Raw genomic sequence first — 15919 nt, 5'->3', positions numbered from 1 at the left:
CATGCGAAGTGTTAAACAGAACGACGGAGTCGGTTGGACGCAGCCAGCCATTGTCACAGAGCTGGATCAGACCTGCCCAGGTCGCTGAGCCTTCTGGCGATGAGGAAATGCCTTGAGCGCCTAAAGAACGCGTTGCATCGGCGATCTGGCTCTTGGATAAGGCTAGCGCTGTACCACCGCTTTCCTTAACGATTGCCAAGATCAGAGGCAAATCAGGCGGCTGAGGCACGCGCATGCCTGTCGGGCTGGGCTCACTGGCTGCTCTTGCCTGATCCGTGGCTGCTTGCGGCAGCAGCCCGTCGACTATGGGTTGGCAGCCTTCTTCTTGCACACAAACGAACCGTGGCATCGGTCCGTCGATCCAACCAAGCGCTTTGAGCTCATGGTATGCTTTCCACATGCCAATAATTCCGGAGCCTCCACCGGTTGGGTAGATGATAACATCAGGAAACGTCCAGCCTAGCTGTTCGGCGAGCTCGAGTCCCATTGTTTTTTTGCCTTCTACGCGCCCAGGCTCTTTCAAGGTGCCGACATTCACCCAGCCTTGCTCCTGCTTGCCTGCTTCGATAATAGCTGCGGCGTCATGAATTAAGCCATCCACAAGGAAGGTTTCCGCTCCATAGAGAGGACACTCCTCTACGATGAGCGGAGGACAATCCAAGGGGATGAATACGGACGCCCCAATCCCGGCATGGCTTGCATAGGCAGCGAGCGCGCCAGCGGCATTGCCGTTGGAAGGAACGGCTGCTTTGGTTGCTCCCGATTCTTTCAGCAGAGAAACGGCAACAGAAAAACCTCGCGATTTGAAGCTTCCCGTCGGGTTCTGTTCTTCGCGTTTAATCCAAAGCTGCCTAATGGGCAACTTTTGTTCCCAATTCTGTAACCGTACTAGTGGGGTCCAGCCTTCGCCTAACGTGATGATACAATCCGGGTTGCTCACCGGAAGCAGTTCGTTGTATCTCCACATGGATGGGTAGCGAGTCTGTAATGCTTCCTTCTTGAATGTTTGACTCAAGCGCTCCAAGTCGTAATCGACCAATAATGTGCCGCCACAAGTACACTTCATGTCTTGATAGCGAAAAGGGAGCTTTGCCGAACATCGTGAGCAATAAAGCCCCAATTGATTCATCTCTGGGCCTCCTCGCCGTTTTCAGCGGGAAAACGAATAGTTGATTAGTATGAATTCGCATATGCAAACTCTAATGTAGATTATTACAGCCGAGAGAAGATGGAGACGGCTTGTGTCTCTTGCGTTTGTTATTTATTTTTTGTGAAAAGACTTGATTCTGCGGAAGATTGACTTATCTTTTAGTTTCAAAAACAGTTCCAGCATCGGCGCATAGTTGACCTCAATGATCCAGACATGCCCTGCTTTGTCAAAAGCCATGTCGATCCCCATCGTTTTTACCCACCGATAGGAGGGTCCAAGCTTGGCAGCGCTCTTAAGTGCGACTTTATCGAGCTGTGTGAGTAGATCGCCAGATCGCATGATTTTAAGCTGAGRGTGTTTAAGCGCATGCTCCACCGATACAACTTTTCCGCTGCTCATGCGGATATTCGTCACGATAAAGCCTCTACCTGCGACTTTGGCTAGTTTACCTGTAACCTGCCACTTCGAATTAGGGCGTCGCTGTACCATAACGCGTAGATCAAAAGGTCGTCCATTAACGGTAGCGAGTGGAATTCGCTGCTGAACGATATAATTTTTGCCGGTTTTCTTTTTGAGAAAGGCATTTACTTGCGCTTGATCGCTAAATCGTTTCTTTTTTGCCCCGTCTTGGAGCTCATATTCGGAAGCCGCTAATTTTTTAATTCGAATGACGCCATGTCCGCCATAGCTGCCAGTAGGCTTAATAATAACCTGGTCGTATTTATTTAACATACGCCAGAAGGTGGATTCCTTCAGCCATGCAGTTTCCGGGAGGTTCGCTCGGAGCTCTTCCGAATTGCGGAGCAACTTGTATTTCGTCCACTTGCTGGTACTGAGGTTACTCATAGGACTTCACTTCTTGCTCTTGGATGACCACATCATGCTCTTCGACCCTGAGTACCTGATTCTGGTCATCTACGAAAACGACTTGGGGCTGTGTAGGCAAGTGCCTTTTTGCGAAAAAAATGGGTAAATGACATCGTGGGATAGCAGCTATGATATAATTTAGTGATCATAAGCGTTAAATCATCTAGGGAGTGAGAAATTCTGCAGCCTTATTTAGTCATAGAAAATGTACATAAGAATCATCCAAACGGCGGGAGCACACCGCTTTTTCAACAAATCAGTGTGGATGTAAAGCCCAAAGATGTCATAGCAATACAAGGACCCTCCGGGCAAGGGAAGAGTACGCTACTGCGAGTTTTAGCCGCTTTAGACAATATTCACGGAGGTCGTTTATCTTTACATGGACGTTCTTTCGATAGTTGGGGACCATGCGAATGGCGGAAACGAGTATGTTATGTGCCTCAACAACCGGCCATGCTGCCGAAGACCGTGGAAGACAACTTAGCTTTGGTGAGCAAGCTTCATCAGCGCAAGTTTGATCAGCCTCTGGCAAAGAGACTAATGGATGAGGTTGGGTTGGGCGATCTGAGCTGGTCTCAGAACCCGGCAGAATTGTCCGGTGGACAAAAACAACGTGTTCAGCTCGTGCGTTCTATGCTGCTCAGCGCTGATATCCTTTTACTTGATGAATCGACCTCTGCGCTGGATGCACAGAGCAAACAAGCGGTGGAGTCAATGCTAATGAGATGGAAGGAAGAAATGGGAACAGCGCTTATTTGGGTGACTCATGAGCATGAGCAAGCCGTGAGAGTGGCCAATCGGTTTTGGCATCTGGAGAACGGAGCGTTGTTAGAAACAATGAAAACAGACGACTTAACTCCTTTATCCCTTGATCAAGGGGGAATGGAGTAATTATGTCAGCAGTTGCTTTGGGCTTTACGCTTACTTTCATTATGATTACGATGGTTTTATCCAAATGGCAAAAGCTTGGGCTTGAGAAGGACATTGCCTGGGGAACCATCCGTGGCGCTTTGCAGCTATTATTCATAGGGTATGTGCTTCATTTTGTTTTTCAAACCGAGCATTTGGGACTTATTACAGGAATTATTGCGATTATGATTATGATAGCTACACACAATGCGGGCAAACGTGCTAATGGGTTAAAAGGAATACATTGGCGAGTAGCAGCAGCAATTGCTGTAACGGAAGTTCTAACCATGGGGCTTATGCTCGGTTTCCAAATTATCAAACCAACTACGCAATTCATAATTCCCATCAGCGGGATGACGATTGGGAGTTCTATGATTGTTTGCGGATTGTTTTTGAACCAGATGAACCGTGAGGTAGGGTCCTCCCGCGAATTGATTGATGCCCTTCTTGCGCTTGGTGCAACACCGAAGCAGGCCATCCAACAAGCGCTGCAGCGCTCTGTTAAGGCCAGCATGATTCCTACCATAGACGGTATGAAGACGGTTGGATTAGTTCAATTGCCTGGCATGATGACAGGCATGATTATTGCGGGTTCGAGTCCGATTGAAGCGGTTAGGTATCAGATTTTGATATTGTTTGCATTCACAGCTTCGGCGGCAATGACAGGAATTATTTTAAGTATACTGAGCTATAAATTATGGTTCACCAAGGACATGACGTTGCGCTAAGGAAATGTTATTTCCCGGGGAATCTCAGGAATTGATCAAAAGACAATACAGAAAGCGTCCGAATAAATTCGGGCGCTTTTGGCATTGTCATATTAATTTAAGGCCACTAATTAATACTAGGCTGGCAATAATTGTCCGCAGGACATTGGTCGGTGCTTTGGTGGAAAGCATGCTGCCGATCAGCACACCAGGGATTGAGCCAAGCAGAAGATTGATGACGAGCTTGTAATCGACATTCCCCATGCTGGCGTGCAGGATACCTGCAGTTGTTGCTAGAAAAAATGCATGAGCGATATCTGTTCCCACGAGTTGTGCAGGAACCATCCGGAACACCGATGGTGATCGTTAGACCGCGTTTCTCCTCCAAGCTTTTGATCTGCCAACGATTTTCTTTGATTCTATGGCCGAAGAAAACTTTGAACAAGGTGGCAAAAGCAACCAGAATCAAGACATAGCCGAGTGCGTGTTTGATAATGACTTCTTGATTATTATAAAACGAGTTGAATAATTTCAGAAAAATGACTGCGACAATAACGCCCGGAATACTGCCCATTGCTAACATTTTGACAAGTTTAAAATCGATTGTTTTCTGCCGCCAATGCTGAATCGTGCCGAAAAGCTTCGTGATGGAATTATAGACGAGGTCTGTTCCGACGGCAATAGAAGGATGAATACCGATCAGGATTAAGATGGGGGTGAGCAGCGAAGCTCCGCCAACACCTGTCAATCCAACCAAAAAACCAACAATTACACCCATTAACAAAATACTTAAAGTCATGTAGTCATGTCCCCATTCAATTACCCACTAATTCAATTGGATTAATTTTATTATATGGGTTAGCCATATGTAAAGAAGTTTTTTGAAGCAGTTTTGAGTTGCAGCAACCAAATCTCTAAACACGCTATTCATTAGATAGCGAATCAGTTACAATATATGGATGTGATGAAGGAGACAGCGTAGGAGGTACACGAAAATATGATGAGTAGTAATCGAAGCAATCGAACAACGGTCATGGTCAGTATTGTATTAGCGATGCTAGTGGCATCTATGGATACGACCATTGCCAATACAACGATGCCGATCATTGTGAAGGAAATTGGCGGTAGTGACCTATTTGCCTGGGCATTTACCTCGTATATGGTACTTTCCACCGTTCTTGCTCCGCTAGCAGGCCGATTATCCGATTTATTTGGTCGGAAAAGGATTTATGCCGCTGGAATCCTCTTGTTTCTTGGAGGGTCCGTACTTTGTGGTTTATCTCAAAGCATGCTGCAGTTGATCTTGTTTAGAGCCGTCCAAGGGATTGGCGCGGGCGTGATGATGCCGTTTCCTGCGATTATCGCGGGAGATATTTATCCGGTGGAACAACGTGGGAAAGTGCAGGCCTTTTTCACAGCGATGTGGGGGCTAGCGGCTGTATTAGCGCCGTTATTAGGGACATTTTTTGTGACTTATTTGAGCTGGCGATGGATATTCTTCGTTAATATTCCGATTTGTTTGGTTTCACTTTTAGCTTTGAAGCCGTATAAAGAAGTGTATCAAGCGAAGAAATCAGTGGTTGATTACGGCGGCGCCGTGCTGTTCGCTTTGGGGATTTCGCTGCTGCTTCTCACGACAACGGTTGAGCAATACAATTACATATACGGAGCATTAGGTGCTTTATTCATGGTTGCCTTTTTCTTCTATGAGAAAAGGCACAGCGCACCGATTGTTCCTTTGAATCTGCTCAAGAACCGGCCAGTTGCGATTATGATTGCAGTCTCGTTCATTTCCTGTGCAGCTCTATTCGGGACTTCAAGTTTTATTCCGCTTTATTTGCAAAATCAAGGATATTCGCTATTTGTGAGTGGTATTGCTCTTCTCGGAACGTCGATTGGCTGGATGGTTGTTGCTGTACCAAGCGGGAAATGGGTACTTAAATATGGTTATAAACCGCTGTTGATCGTGGGGAATGGTTTGCTTGTGATTACGGCTATCATGCTTTATTTTATGGGTGAAAAAACAGCCTTCTGGTACTCTTTTGCGACGATGACAATGTTGGGGCTTGCCTATGGACTCATCTTCACGGTTTCAACCATTGGTTCACAGCAGCTTGTTGAGGCGCACCAGAAAGGGATATCTACTTCGCTGCAGCTGTTCGCGCGTAATATCGGCACGGCCGTGAGCGTGACCATCATGGGGGCGATTTTAACGAAAGCGACTGTTTTTTATAGCGGTATCCATGGTATGTTCGTCTTTGGCTTCATTATCAGTTTAATTTCTATGTTTATTCCATTTCTGATTAAGTCCCCATCCAAACAGGCAGCTTAAGCCAAGGAACACGAGAATGACGGAAGAACCTGAGGCAGCGCCTCAGGTTCTTCGTGATGATTAGGTCTATTCAAGAGACTAAGAGGCTGAAGCTGAGCGTTTCTGATTCGTCAAGTCCCGGATTGTTGCCGCAAACATCAGCTTTCCTTTAAACTGAAAATCAGTGATTGTGATCTCAGCYGGAAATTCGGAACGGTCTGCACGATAAGCGGACATTTGGACTCGCTTGCCGAGCAAAGCAGCGTCTTGCCGTGAAAGCTGCTGGAACAAAGAAGCAGCCGCTTCGCCATTACGATCAAAAGGAAATAGAAAGTCAAACATAGTCAGGGTCATAACTTGTTTACGGGTATATCCAAACGCAGCGGACGCCGCCGAATTGCATTCAATAATCCAGCCCCGGCTATTAAACACCATGATGCTGTCGATACTTGTATCCAGTAGAGACGCTTTGAGAGCAAATTGTTCGGCAAGCTTCTGATCGATTTTCATGGAATAGAACAAGTTGATGGATAGAAAAATGATTGTCCCAAAAGCAATCAACAAAGCGAGTACGTAACTATCCATACTCGCACGATCATGCTCATAGAACATGCTGCTATCTGGATATGTCATACTACCCGCAGACATCCCTATGAAATGCATGCCTATAAGGGTTAAGCTGATGGCAAATCCGCTGGAGAACACTTTTTGTTTTGCGTAAGTAGATAGGTATAAAGCTGTTATTGATGCTATGATTGCAATAAGTATAGAGATGATGAATGGAATTGGCGTATAGTGAATTTCCACTTGATTTAGGGAGCTAATACTCATGTAATGCATACCGGCTATCGACAATCCCATAAATGTTCCGCCGAGCAGAAATTTAGGGAATTCGAATGTGGCAAAGTGCATGACAATAAAGCCGATGATGGAACCAATTACCGCGATAGCCAGCGATGTAAATAAGATCGCAATATCGAAGCTCTTAAATGCCGGATAGGGACAGGCTAGTATCGCAATGAAATGCATAGACCAAATGCCTACGGCTAAAGTTGAAGCACTGCTAATAATCCATAACTTTTGTTGCCAGGGACTAGAATCAGCAATTCTTTTTGCCAATTTCAGACTTGTGTAGGAAGCTAACAGAACAATGACGAATGCTAGAAGGATGAGGTATAAACTATATCGATGAGTTTCTGCAAGATGCATATCCGTTTCCTCTCATTGATTGATGGTGTGCCAGTCTTCGGTGGTTTTATTATAGTTGTCAGTCAATGACGTGTATATAGCGGTTAATGGTAGTTAAAATCGAATTGTGTCGAAATACACTAAATCTTGATATAGGGAGATGGAAGCGCTGTCGCACAAAGAGAACGCGATTTATGGCATTATTTTTGATATGGATAATACGCTTCTTCAATCCCATATTGATTTTCCTGCAATGAAGCATGCGATTGCCCGCTTTTTGATCAATGAGGGGTTGTTATCACTTGAGTTTTCGATAGAGTCGCATACAACATCAACAATTCTTGCCCATGTCAAAGAGGAGGGAGCATCCGATGAAGTGCTGGCTGCCGCCTTGCAGATTGCTGAAGGCTATGAGCTTGCAGGTATGGAAGGAGCAGGTCTTGAGCCTGGTGCGCAGGAGCTTTTGGATAGGCTTCAGGGAAGCTATATCCTAGCGCTTGTGACCAATAACTCTTACGCCGCCGCCATTAGAGCACTGGAGACCACGGGAATCAAAGACCGATTTGATTTGATTGTCGGAAGAGATCAGATGGAGGCGATGAAGCCCTCGCCCTCAGGCAATTCCTTTGTACTGAGGCATTATGTTGAAATTGAAGCAAATAAGTGGATTTCCGTGGGTGATTCGTGGATTGACGGTCAAGCAGCTGGAGAAGCAGGGATTCCTTTTATCAGTTATGGCAATGGGGTGCCGCTCATGATGGAAAAAGGCGTTAAACCAACAGCTCACATTGACAAGCTGTTAAGTCTGTTAGATTATGTATAGATGACAGATGAAGAAGAGAAAGAAGTGATTGTAAGTGTTAATTGACGTGAAATCCCGTCTTCAGGAGAACCTTATTCAGGAGCTGCTCAGTTATAGCGTATTTCCAGATCCAGATGTATTGGAAGAGACGATGAAGCGATACGAGACGGATTCGAACATGTGGCTTTATGGCTATGAGTCAGAAGGCATTCTTGTCGGAATTATCGGGTTTCGAATCAATGATGAACAGGAAATGACCATTCATCATCTTGCGGTTGATCCTCATAGCAGAGGAGTTGGATTCGGGCGGGGCATCATACTCGAAATTATTGAAGAGATGCACCCATTAAGAATCGTGGCGGAGACGGATGAGGAAACGGTTCAATTTTACCGGAGCATCGGCTTCGTGATTCGCAGTCTTGGTGAGAAATACCCTGGTGTTGAGCGGTTTGTATGCACGTATGAGGTTGAGCCGGAAGATGAATAGCGATAGTGTTTAGAAGGTTGGTCAGGAGTAATCCTGATCAGCCTTTTTTTCATGTCATACCCCATACAGCAAACACTCTAACGCCGATTACTCCTGCTATTTTCCTCGATTGATCCACTTTTATCGGATTAACTGGCATTTCTACTACTAATCTCGCTAATTATGGAAGATTTCGGTATGTATCGACGATTTAGATGGAGTTTCTACTGCTATCTCGTTCCCTGCTGCAGTGCAGCCCAGAATAACTGTAGCTTTTCCATCTATTTCAGTTTAGGCGGCTAAATGAATCGACCCCTCGAGTAATCTTTCTTCGCGGCTGTTAGTTTCATCAGCGGCTTTGTATGGCGAGGATTATAGTCCAAGCTAAAAGTAAGTGTCATGTTAGATAGCATTTTGCATATATTGTTGTAGGCTGTTGCATGATCAAGTTTACAATGAAAGCGATTTCTACACGTCATTTAAGTGACAATTTTCACAATGATGACAAGCATTGCGGGTGTTTTGTCAAACGGTGTAATAAAAGTCCCCCGAAGAAACAGGAGGGTGCAGAGATGCTGCATATCGTAGTGTGTATCAAGCAGGTACCTGACTCTAGAGAAATTCGCATCGACCCGAAAAATAATACGCTTATTCGTCAAGGCGTACCCAGCATTGTGAATTTTTATGATATGCATGGGTTGGAAGAGGCGCTCCGCATTAAGGATGAGACCGGGGCCAGAGTGACCGTTGTCACCATGGGGCCACCTCCCGCGGAGAAAGGCTTGAAAGAGTGCATTTCGCTTGGCGCGGACGATGCCGTGCTGGTAACGGACCGCGGTTTTGCTGGAGCGGACACACTGGCCACTTCCTATGTCGTTGCGCGGACAATTCGTAAAATCGCGGAGACATGGGGGCCGGTGGACATTGTTTTTTGCGGGAAACAAACACTGGATGGCGACACGGGCCAAGTCGGACCAGGGGTCGCTTGCCGATTGGATTTGGAACAGCTCACGTATGTGAACAAAGTGGTGGATGTCGATGAGCAGAATCGCAAGGTTCGCGTGCACCGGCTTTTGGAAGACGGTATCGAAGTTGTTGAGACAAGCATGCCTGTGTTAATCACTGCGCTTAAGGAATTAAACAAGGTTCGAAGAGCTTCGCTTCCAGGCATGATTCGAGCGGCACGTTACAAGCCAACCGTGTGGACGACGGCGGATTTCCCAGACTTGGAACGGGCGAAAATCGGACTCAAAGGTTCCCCGACGATCGTTGCAAAAACGTGGGTGCCTGAAGTGAAAGCTGTTAAAACCAATATGATCGCTTATGAATCGCCCGAAGCAGCAGCCGCGCAGCTCGCTGACCAGCTGATGACGAAGGATATGCAGACGCTGCTTGATTGGACTTAGGAAATGCCGTAGGATCTCGACGCGAAGGAAGACGTAAGATTCAAAACGCAAAACGCAAAACGAAAAACCAAAAACCAAAAACGAGAAACACAAAACGCAAAACCAAAACACAAACCGAAACCTGTAAGAAAAATGTAACGAATGGAGGAAGTCACAATGGCCAATGAACAAACGACGGATCAGGCCGAAGCGGCAATGCCCGATTGGTCCGCTTATCGGGGAGTACTAATCGTTGTTGAGCAGCGGGACGGCGTAGCGAAAAAAGTGTCCTGGCAGCTGCTGGGCGAAGGCAAGAAGCTGGCTGCCAAGCTGGACGCGCCGCTCATGGCGCTCGTCATCGGCGAGGGCGTAGCCCACCTCGCCGATGAAGCCGTGCACTACGGCGCGGACCGGGTGTTCCTCTGCGAAGCCCCCGAGCTTCGCACGTATCGAACCCGGCCGTACAGCCGGGTCTGTTTGAAGCTGATCGAGGAGGCAAAGCCCGAGATCGTGCTGTTCGGCGCGACAGCCACGGGCCGTKATCTGGCAGGCGCCATCGCGACGCACCTGCCAACGGGGCTTACGGCCGACACGACGCARCTCGACGTGGAGCCGCCACCATCGCGGCTGCTGCTGGCCAGCCGGCCGGCTTTTTCCGAGAAGATGATGGCCACCATCCTCTGCAAGCAGTACCGGCCGCAGATGGCGACGGCGCGGGCCGGCGTGTTTCAGGCGCTGCCGAAGGATACGGCGCGCCAAGGCGAAATCGTCGCGATCGAGGCGGCGATGCGGGAGGAAGAGATTGCCGCTCAGGTGCTGGACTTCCTGCACGAAACCGGCAAGCTGAATCTCGAGGACGCCGAGATTATTGTGGCCGGGGGCCGTGGATTAGGCGGCCCTGAGCCCTTCGGGCTGCTCGCTGAGCTGGCGGAGGCGCTTGGCGGTGTCGTTGGCGCATCCCGTGCAGCGGTAGATGCGGGGTGGATCGGGCATGAGCACCAGGTTGGCCAAACCGGTGCAACTGTGCGGCCGAAGCTCTACTTCGCTATCGGCATCTCGGGCGCTGTGCAGCATACCGTGGGCATGAGCCATGCGGACGTTGTCGTCGCCATTAACAAAGACGAGAAAGCGCCTATTTTCCAATTTGCTCACTATGGCATGGTAGGCGATCTGTTCAAGCTGGTTCCGGCGATTACGCAAGAGGTGAAAAAACGCCGAACGCTGTTTGGCAAGCCTGCTGCGGATACAACCGCTTCCGTACCAACGCTGGAAAGGAGTGAGGCTAAATGAATGAAAAATTTGATGCGATAGTCGTTGGCGGAGGCCCAGCCGGTGCAGCAGCAGCCTTAACGATGGCGCGAGCCGGGTTATCTGTTGTACTCCTGGAGCGGGGGGAGTTCCCAGGTGCCAAAAACATTTTCGGCGGCGTCCTCTACCGGAAGCAAATTGAGGAGCTCGTTCCCGAGTTCTGGAATGAGAAAAATTTTCCGATGGAACGCTACATTGTGGAGCAGCGCATTTGGATGATGGGCAAAGAGTCTATGGTGACGTTCGGTCACCGCAATGAGGCGTACAAGGAGCCTTATAACTGTTTTACGGGTCTGCGGGTCAAATTTGACCAGTGGTTTGCCGATAAAGCGGTTGCCGYTGGAGCCATTCCTGTGTACGAAACCGTTGCGCTGGATGTTATTCGGGAAGGCGATAAGATTGTTGGCGTGAAGACGGATCGGGAAGATGGGAATTTGTATGCAGATGTTGTTGTCATCGCTGATGGCGTTAATTCCTTGCTAGGGAAAGCCATGGGCATTCATAAGGAATGGACGCCGGACCAAGTGTCGCTTGCCGTGAAAGAAGTGATTGCGCTGCCTAAGGAGAAAATCGAGGACCGCTTCGGACTGGAAGGTGACGAAGGCGTGACGATTGAATTCATGGGTGAGACTTCGCTCGGCATGGCGGGGATGGGCTTCCTTTATACGAATAAAGAAACTATTTCCTTGGGCGTTGGCGTGATGGTTAACCATTTGCGTGATAAAAAAGTGAAGCCCTATGCGGTCTTAGACGCGGTGAAGCAGCATCCTATGATACGCAAGCTGATACAGGGCGGGGAAACGAAGGAGTACTCCGGGCATTTGATTCCCGAAGGCGGCTTTCATTCGATCCCTCCGCTTTCTGGCAATGGCTGGTGCGTCTGCGGGGATGCTGCGCAGCTTATCAATTTCGTTCATCGGGAAGGCACGAATTTGGCGATGACCTCTGGCCGATTGGCTGGCGAAGCGATTGTAGAGGCCAAAGGGCGCGGGGATTACACCGCCGCTTCGCTGCAAGCCTATGATCAAAAAATACGCATATCCTTTGTGCACAAAGATTTGCAAAAGTATAAGGGCATGCATCAGTTCCTGAAGGAGCAGGACCCTGAACTCCTGTTTGATAAGCTGCCTAGGGCGCTAAATGAAGCTGCTTACAACATGTTCCTCGTGGACGGCATTGCCAAAGCGGATAAGCAAAAAATGGCGATGAAGCTGATCAAAAACGCCGCAGGTGGCACTGTGAACTTGATGAAGCTAGGCTACAAGGGATGGAGGGCGATGAACGGATGAGTCAAAGCGACATTTCTGATAAGCTGTTTACGATTCGTTACAAATGTGATGACAAGTCACATCTCGTTATTAAAGACAAACAGACCTGCATGAGTTGTGTAACCAAGGATTGCAACTACTTTTGTCCTTCGGATGTGTACGAGTGGGAAAAGAAACTCAAGATTACGACTGTCGCCTTTGAGAACTGTATTGAATGTGGAACCTGCCGAATTGCCTGTCCGTCGCATAACATCGATTGGGTTTACCCCAAAGGTGGCTACGGTATGACGTATAAATTTGGCTAAATGAATGGGTTTGTGGAATGGAGCAGGGCTATTACGCCGCTGCTCCTTTTTTGCTGGATTTAGGGAATACTATAGTAAAACTACATTTCTCCATATGTATGTGCACAATCTCCATAGTGCAGATTGGCAAAGAATAAGATAATAAGGAGCAGGAGGGATATTATGCAGATAACTTTTGAACAAACACAAGGTATTTTCCATTTAAAAAACAATCAGATGAGTTACGTGATTCAGCTTGTCCAAAATGCCTATCCGGCGCATGTCTATTGGGGTCGCCCCATCCGTTCCGGGCAATTGGCTTCGATTTTACAATTTCATGAAAGATGCTCGTTCTCTCCTAACCCGGTTCCGGAAGATCGCAGCATCTCATTCGATACGTTACCGCAGGAATATCCGGCATATGGAACAAGTGACTATCGGGAGCCAGCTTATCAAGTTGCGCTTGCTAACGGCACTACGATAACTGAACTTATCTATGATAAGCATCGAATCTATGCAGGTAAGCCTACATTAGATGGTTTACCGGCTACGTATATAGAGCATGAGGACGAAGCGCAAACGCTTGAACTGGAATTGGTGGATGCGTTGATTGGTCTACGGGTCATTCTTTCCTACACGATATTTGACCAGCATGCGGCATTGACGAGATCCGTACGTTTCGTGAATGAAGGTACAGCTGATGTGAAGCTGCTCCGTGCGCTTAGTATGAGCCTTGATTATTCGCACAGCGAATTTGATCTGCTGCAGCTTTCTGGCAGCTGGGTGAGAGAACGGCATATCGAACGCAGGGCGCTTGCTCCTGGCAAATTAACTGTAGAAAGCCGCCGCGGATCCAGCAGCCATCAGCATAATCCGTTTATTGCACTGCTAGCCAAAGAGGCGGGCGAAGACCACGGGGATGTATATGGGTTTAGCCTCGTGTACAGCGGGAATTTTGCCGCTCATGCTGAAGTAGAACCGTATGGGAATACGCGCGTTTCCATGGGGATTAATCCGTTTGATTTCTCTTGGCTGCTTGAACCTGGACAAGCATTTCAGACGCCTGAAGCCGTCATGGTTTACTCCAGCTCTGGCTTAGGGGAAATGTCTAGGTCTTATCACAAGCTGTACCGGACACGCCTATGTCGTGGAGAGTTCCGAGACCGTACTAGACCGGTGCTCGTGAATAACTGGGAAGCAACGTACTTCCAATTTAATGCGGACAAAATCGAAAGCATCGCCAGCGCGGGCATGGAGCTTGGTATTGAGCTGTTCGTACTTGACGATGGCTGGTTCGGCAAAAGAGACAGCGACAACAGCTCACTAGGAGACTGGATCGTCGATAAAGCGAAGCTGCCGAATGGTTTGGAAGATTTGGTTGACAGAGTGAATGGCATGGGACTTCAATTCGGCCTCTGGTTTGAGCCGGAGATGGTATCTCCGAACAGCGAACTGTATCGCAAGCATCCGGATTGGTGCTTACACGTGCCGAACCGCCGCCGTACGGAAGGCCGCCAACAATTAGTTCTGGACTTCTCTCGCGAGGATGTCTGTGAGGCCATCTTGGGGATGATTCGCAGCATTCTGAGCAGTAGCCCGATTACTTATGTCAAATGGGACATGAACCGCAATATGACGGAAATCGGCTCTGCAGCACTGCCGCCAGAAAGACAAAGGGAAACGGGTCATCGTTATATCCTAGGGCTTTATCGCGTACTCGAATCGTTAACGAAAGAATTTCCACATATTTTGTTTGAAAGCTGCTCTGGTGGGGGAGGCCGCTTCGATCCAGGTATGCTCTACTACATGCCGCAAACATGGACGAGCGACAATACGGATGCCGTCTCCCGGTTGAAAATTCAATACGGCACGAGCATCGTCTATCCGGTCAGCTCGATGGGCGCGCACGTATCCGCTGTTCCGAATCACCAGGTGAAACGCGAAACCTCGCTGAAGATGCGCGGAGACGTGGCGATGTCCGGTAACTTCGGATACGAGTTGGACCTCACCCGTTTCACGGACGAGGAGAAAGAGATTGTCAAACAACAAATTGCGGACTACAAAGAAATTCGTCCGTTAGTCCAATTTGGCGACTTATATCGCCTGCTAAGTCCCTTTGAGGGCAACGAAACGGCTTGGATGATCGTCTCCGAGGACAAAAAGCAAGCCCTTGTCAGCTATTTCCGCGTGCTGGCAGAGCCCAACGCACCGCTCCAAACGCTGCGGTTAAAAGGGCTTAATCCGGAATTCGATTACCGCATCGCGGGCAATGAAGGCGAGTACCCTGGCGATCATTTGCTGTATGCCGGTCTTCCCGTCAATGATTTGCGCGGAGATTTTCAGAGTAAAATATGGGTACTGCAGGCATCTTCTCAATGACCTTAATTTCCGCTATGATTAGTCTATTACATAGATAGACTGATCATGGAAGGGAGATTACTGCGATATGTTGAAGCGACCTGGGAAAGATGAATACGCACCTTATTATGAAACGTACATCAGCAAAGTGCCTGATGAGGATTACGAGGTGTTCTTAAAGCGTCAACTTGATGAAATCCTAGCGTTATTTGGCAAATTTGATGACGAAAAGGGACTTTATCGCTACGCGCCGGGGAAATGGAACTTGAAGGAAGTATTAGCGCATATAACGGACACAGAGCGCGTGATGAGCTATCGGATGCTGCGTATATCTCGCGGAGATTCTACGATACTGCCTGGCTTTGATCAGGATGTCTTTATTGCAAATACTTCGTTCGACGAATTGTCTATCGAGGATCTGCTGCTTGATTTCAAAGCAGTTCGGCAGTCTACACTGACTCTTCTACGAACAATTGCCGATTCCGCTTGGTCGAATCAAGGTAACGTCAGCACGTTTGACATTACTGCACGTGGACTTGCTTACGTAATTGCCGGCCATGCAGAGCATCATCTAAGCATTGTGCAGGAACGTTATTTATAAAAAAAGAGTTTGTCAGGGGTGTGCCCTCGACAAACTCTTTTTTTAATATAGCGATAGCGCCAATGAATCACGTTCATTAAATGAATGCAGAATCGCTTCACAGCCGACAATTTCAATGCTTATGATAGAGTCCAAGCATTTCTTAATAGTGGCTCTGCCTTTAGTAACTTTCGCTTCAAGAGCGGATTTCAATAAATTGAATTTCTTTTTATTTTTCTCATCGGAGTAGACTGGCACGGGTTTGTTGTGAATTGTAATAAACATTTTCATAGATTTTCACCATCCTAGGAATTGGATATACACAAGCATATATGA

Annotated in this window: 15 protein-coding genes and 1 pseudogene; 11 read left to right on the top strand and 5 right to left on the bottom strand. The window is 47.8% G+C overall.

The window, feature by feature from the left end:
• Positions 1–1129 (bottom strand): threonine synthase (locus AC1DUA_RS06960; protein ID WP_477499034.1); only part of this gene is annotated, 1129 nt, incomplete at its 3' end.
• A gap of 132 nt (positions 1130–1261) precedes the next feature.
• Positions 1262–1996, bottom strand: a complete 735-nt coding sequence (locus AC1DUA_RS06955) for a YheC/YheD family protein (protein WP_477499033.1) — start codon at positions 1994–1996, stop codon at positions 1262–1264.
• 282 nt (positions 1997–2278) lie between these two features.
• On the opposite strand from AC1DUA_RS06955, the gene AC1DUA_RS06950 reads away from it, so the two are divergent.
• Both AC1DUA_RS06950 and AC1DUA_RS06945 read left to right on the top strand, forming a co-directional pair.
• Positions 2279–2908: an ABC transporter ATP-binding protein gene (locus tag AC1DUA_RS06950; protein ID WP_477499032.1), complete on the top strand. Its 630-nt coding sequence runs from the start codon at positions 2279–2281 to the stop codon at positions 2906–2908.
• 2 nt (positions 2909–2910) lie between these two features.
• Positions 2911–3654, top strand: coding sequence for an ABC transporter permease (locus AC1DUA_RS06945; RefSeq protein ID WP_477499031.1), 744 nt, complete (start codon positions 2911–2913; stop codon positions 3652–3654).
• An 87-nt stretch (positions 3655–3741) separates the two neighbouring features.
• Here AC1DUA_RS06945 and AC1DUA_RS06940 read toward each other — a convergent pair.
• A pseudogene (locus AC1DUA_RS06940) lies at positions 3742–4432 on the bottom strand (sulfite exporter TauE/SafE family protein).
• 198 nt (positions 4433–4630) lie between these two features.
• On the opposite strand from AC1DUA_RS06940, the gene AC1DUA_RS06935 reads away from it, so the two are divergent.
• Entirely contained in the window at positions 4631–5965 is a 1335-nt protein-coding gene (locus AC1DUA_RS06935) for an MFS transporter (protein ID WP_477499030.1), read from the top strand.
• A 78-nt stretch (positions 5966–6043) separates the two neighbouring features.
• Here AC1DUA_RS06935 and AC1DUA_RS06930 read toward each other — a convergent pair whose 3' ends face one another.
• Positions 6044–7153, bottom strand: a complete 1110-nt coding sequence (locus AC1DUA_RS06930; protein WP_477499029.1) for an MHYT domain-containing protein — start codon at positions 7151–7153, stop codon at positions 6044–6046.
• Between the two features lie 139 nt (positions 7154–7292).
• Between AC1DUA_RS06930 and AC1DUA_RS06925 the strand changes: the two genes are divergently transcribed.
• From AC1DUA_RS06925 to AC1DUA_RS06890, 8 genes are all read left to right on the top strand, one after another.
• Positions 7293–7955: an HAD family hydrolase gene (locus AC1DUA_RS06925; RefSeq protein ID WP_477499028.1), complete on the top strand. Its 663-nt coding sequence runs from the start codon at positions 7293–7295 to the stop codon at positions 7953–7955.
• 34 nt (positions 7956–7989) lie between these two features.
• On the top strand, positions 7990–8421 hold the full coding sequence (locus AC1DUA_RS06920) for a GNAT family N-acetyltransferase (RefSeq protein WP_477499027.1): 432 nt from the start codon (positions 7990–7992) through the stop codon (positions 8419–8421).
• Between the two features lie 551 nt (positions 8422–8972).
• Positions 8973–9806, top strand: coding sequence for an electron transfer flavoprotein subunit beta/FixA family protein (locus AC1DUA_RS06915; protein ID WP_477499026.1), 834 nt, complete (start codon positions 8973–8975; stop codon positions 9804–9806).
• A 156-nt stretch (positions 9807–9962) separates the two neighbouring features.
• Positions 9963–11075: an electron transfer flavoprotein subunit alpha/FixB family protein gene (locus AC1DUA_RS06910; protein ID WP_477499025.1), complete on the top strand. Its 1113-nt coding sequence runs from the start codon at positions 9963–9965 to the stop codon at positions 11073–11075.
• Complete coding sequence (locus tag AC1DUA_RS06905) at positions 11072–12382, top strand: FAD-dependent oxidoreductase (protein ID WP_477499024.1); 1311 nt, start codon at positions 11072–11074, stop codon at positions 12380–12382. The genes AC1DUA_RS06910 and AC1DUA_RS06905 overlap by 4 nt, the downstream gene beginning before the upstream one ends.
• Complete coding sequence (locus tag AC1DUA_RS06900; RefSeq protein ID WP_477499023.1) at positions 12379–12666, top strand: ferredoxin family protein; 288 nt, start codon at positions 12379–12381, stop codon at positions 12664–12666. Before AC1DUA_RS06905 ends, AC1DUA_RS06900 begins: the two co-directional genes overlap by 4 nt.
• Positions 12667–12828: 162 nt before the next feature.
• A complete protein-coding gene (locus tag AC1DUA_RS06895; RefSeq protein WP_477499022.1) occupies positions 12829–15024 on the top strand; it encodes an alpha-galactosidase in 2196 nt (731 codons plus the stop codon).
• Positions 15025–15091: 67 nt separating this feature from the next.
• A complete protein-coding gene (locus AC1DUA_RS06890; RefSeq protein ID WP_477499021.1) occupies positions 15092–15604 on the top strand; it encodes a DinB family protein in 513 nt (170 codons plus the stop codon).
• Positions 15605–15646: 42 nt separating this feature from the next.
• On the opposite strand, the gene AC1DUA_RS06885 is transcribed toward AC1DUA_RS06890, so the two are convergent.
• Positions 15647–15874, bottom strand: a complete 228-nt coding sequence (locus AC1DUA_RS06885; RefSeq protein ID WP_029198041.1) for a hypothetical protein — start codon at positions 15872–15874, stop codon at positions 15647–15649.
• Positions 15875–15919: the final 45 nt, after the last annotated feature.

Source organism: Paenibacillus sp. 01T422, from assembly GCF_056398785.1.
The sequence above is the reverse complement of the archived record's forward strand: the minus strand, read 5'-3'. Positions and strand labels throughout refer to the sequence as shown.

What these genes read in the sequence shown, in the direction of transcription:
- AC1DUA_RS06900 (WP_477499023.1), top strand. Translation starts at nt 12,379, where the DNA reads ATGAGTCAAAGCGACATTTCTGATAAGCTGTTTACGATTCGTTACAAA.
- AC1DUA_RS06935 (WP_477499030.1), top strand. Translation starts at nt 4,631, where the DNA reads ATGATGAGTAGTAATCGAAGCAATCGAACAACGGTCATGGTCAGTATT.
- AC1DUA_RS06925 (WP_477499028.1), top strand. Translation starts at nt 7,293, where the DNA reads ATGGAAGCGCTGTCGCACAAAGAGAACGCGATTTATGGCATTATTTTT.
- AC1DUA_RS06945 (WP_477499031.1), top strand. Translation starts at nt 2,911, where the DNA reads ATGTCAGCAGTTGCTTTGGGCTTTACGCTTACTTTCATTATGATTACG.
- AC1DUA_RS06895 (WP_477499022.1), top strand. Translation starts at nt 12,829, where the DNA reads ATGCAGATAACTTTTGAACAAACACAAGGTATTTTCCATTTAAAAAAC.
- AC1DUA_RS06885 (WP_029198041.1), bottom strand. Translation starts at nt 15,874, where the DNA reads ATGAAAATGTTTATTACAATTCACAACAAACCCGTGCCAGTCTACTCC.
- AC1DUA_RS06915 (WP_477499026.1), top strand. Translation starts at nt 8,973, where the DNA reads ATGCTGCATATCGTAGTGTGTATCAAGCAGGTACCTGACTCTAGAGAA.
- AC1DUA_RS06890 (WP_477499021.1), top strand. Translation starts at nt 15,092, where the DNA reads ATGTTGAAGCGACCTGGGAAAGATGAATACGCACCTTATTATGAAACG.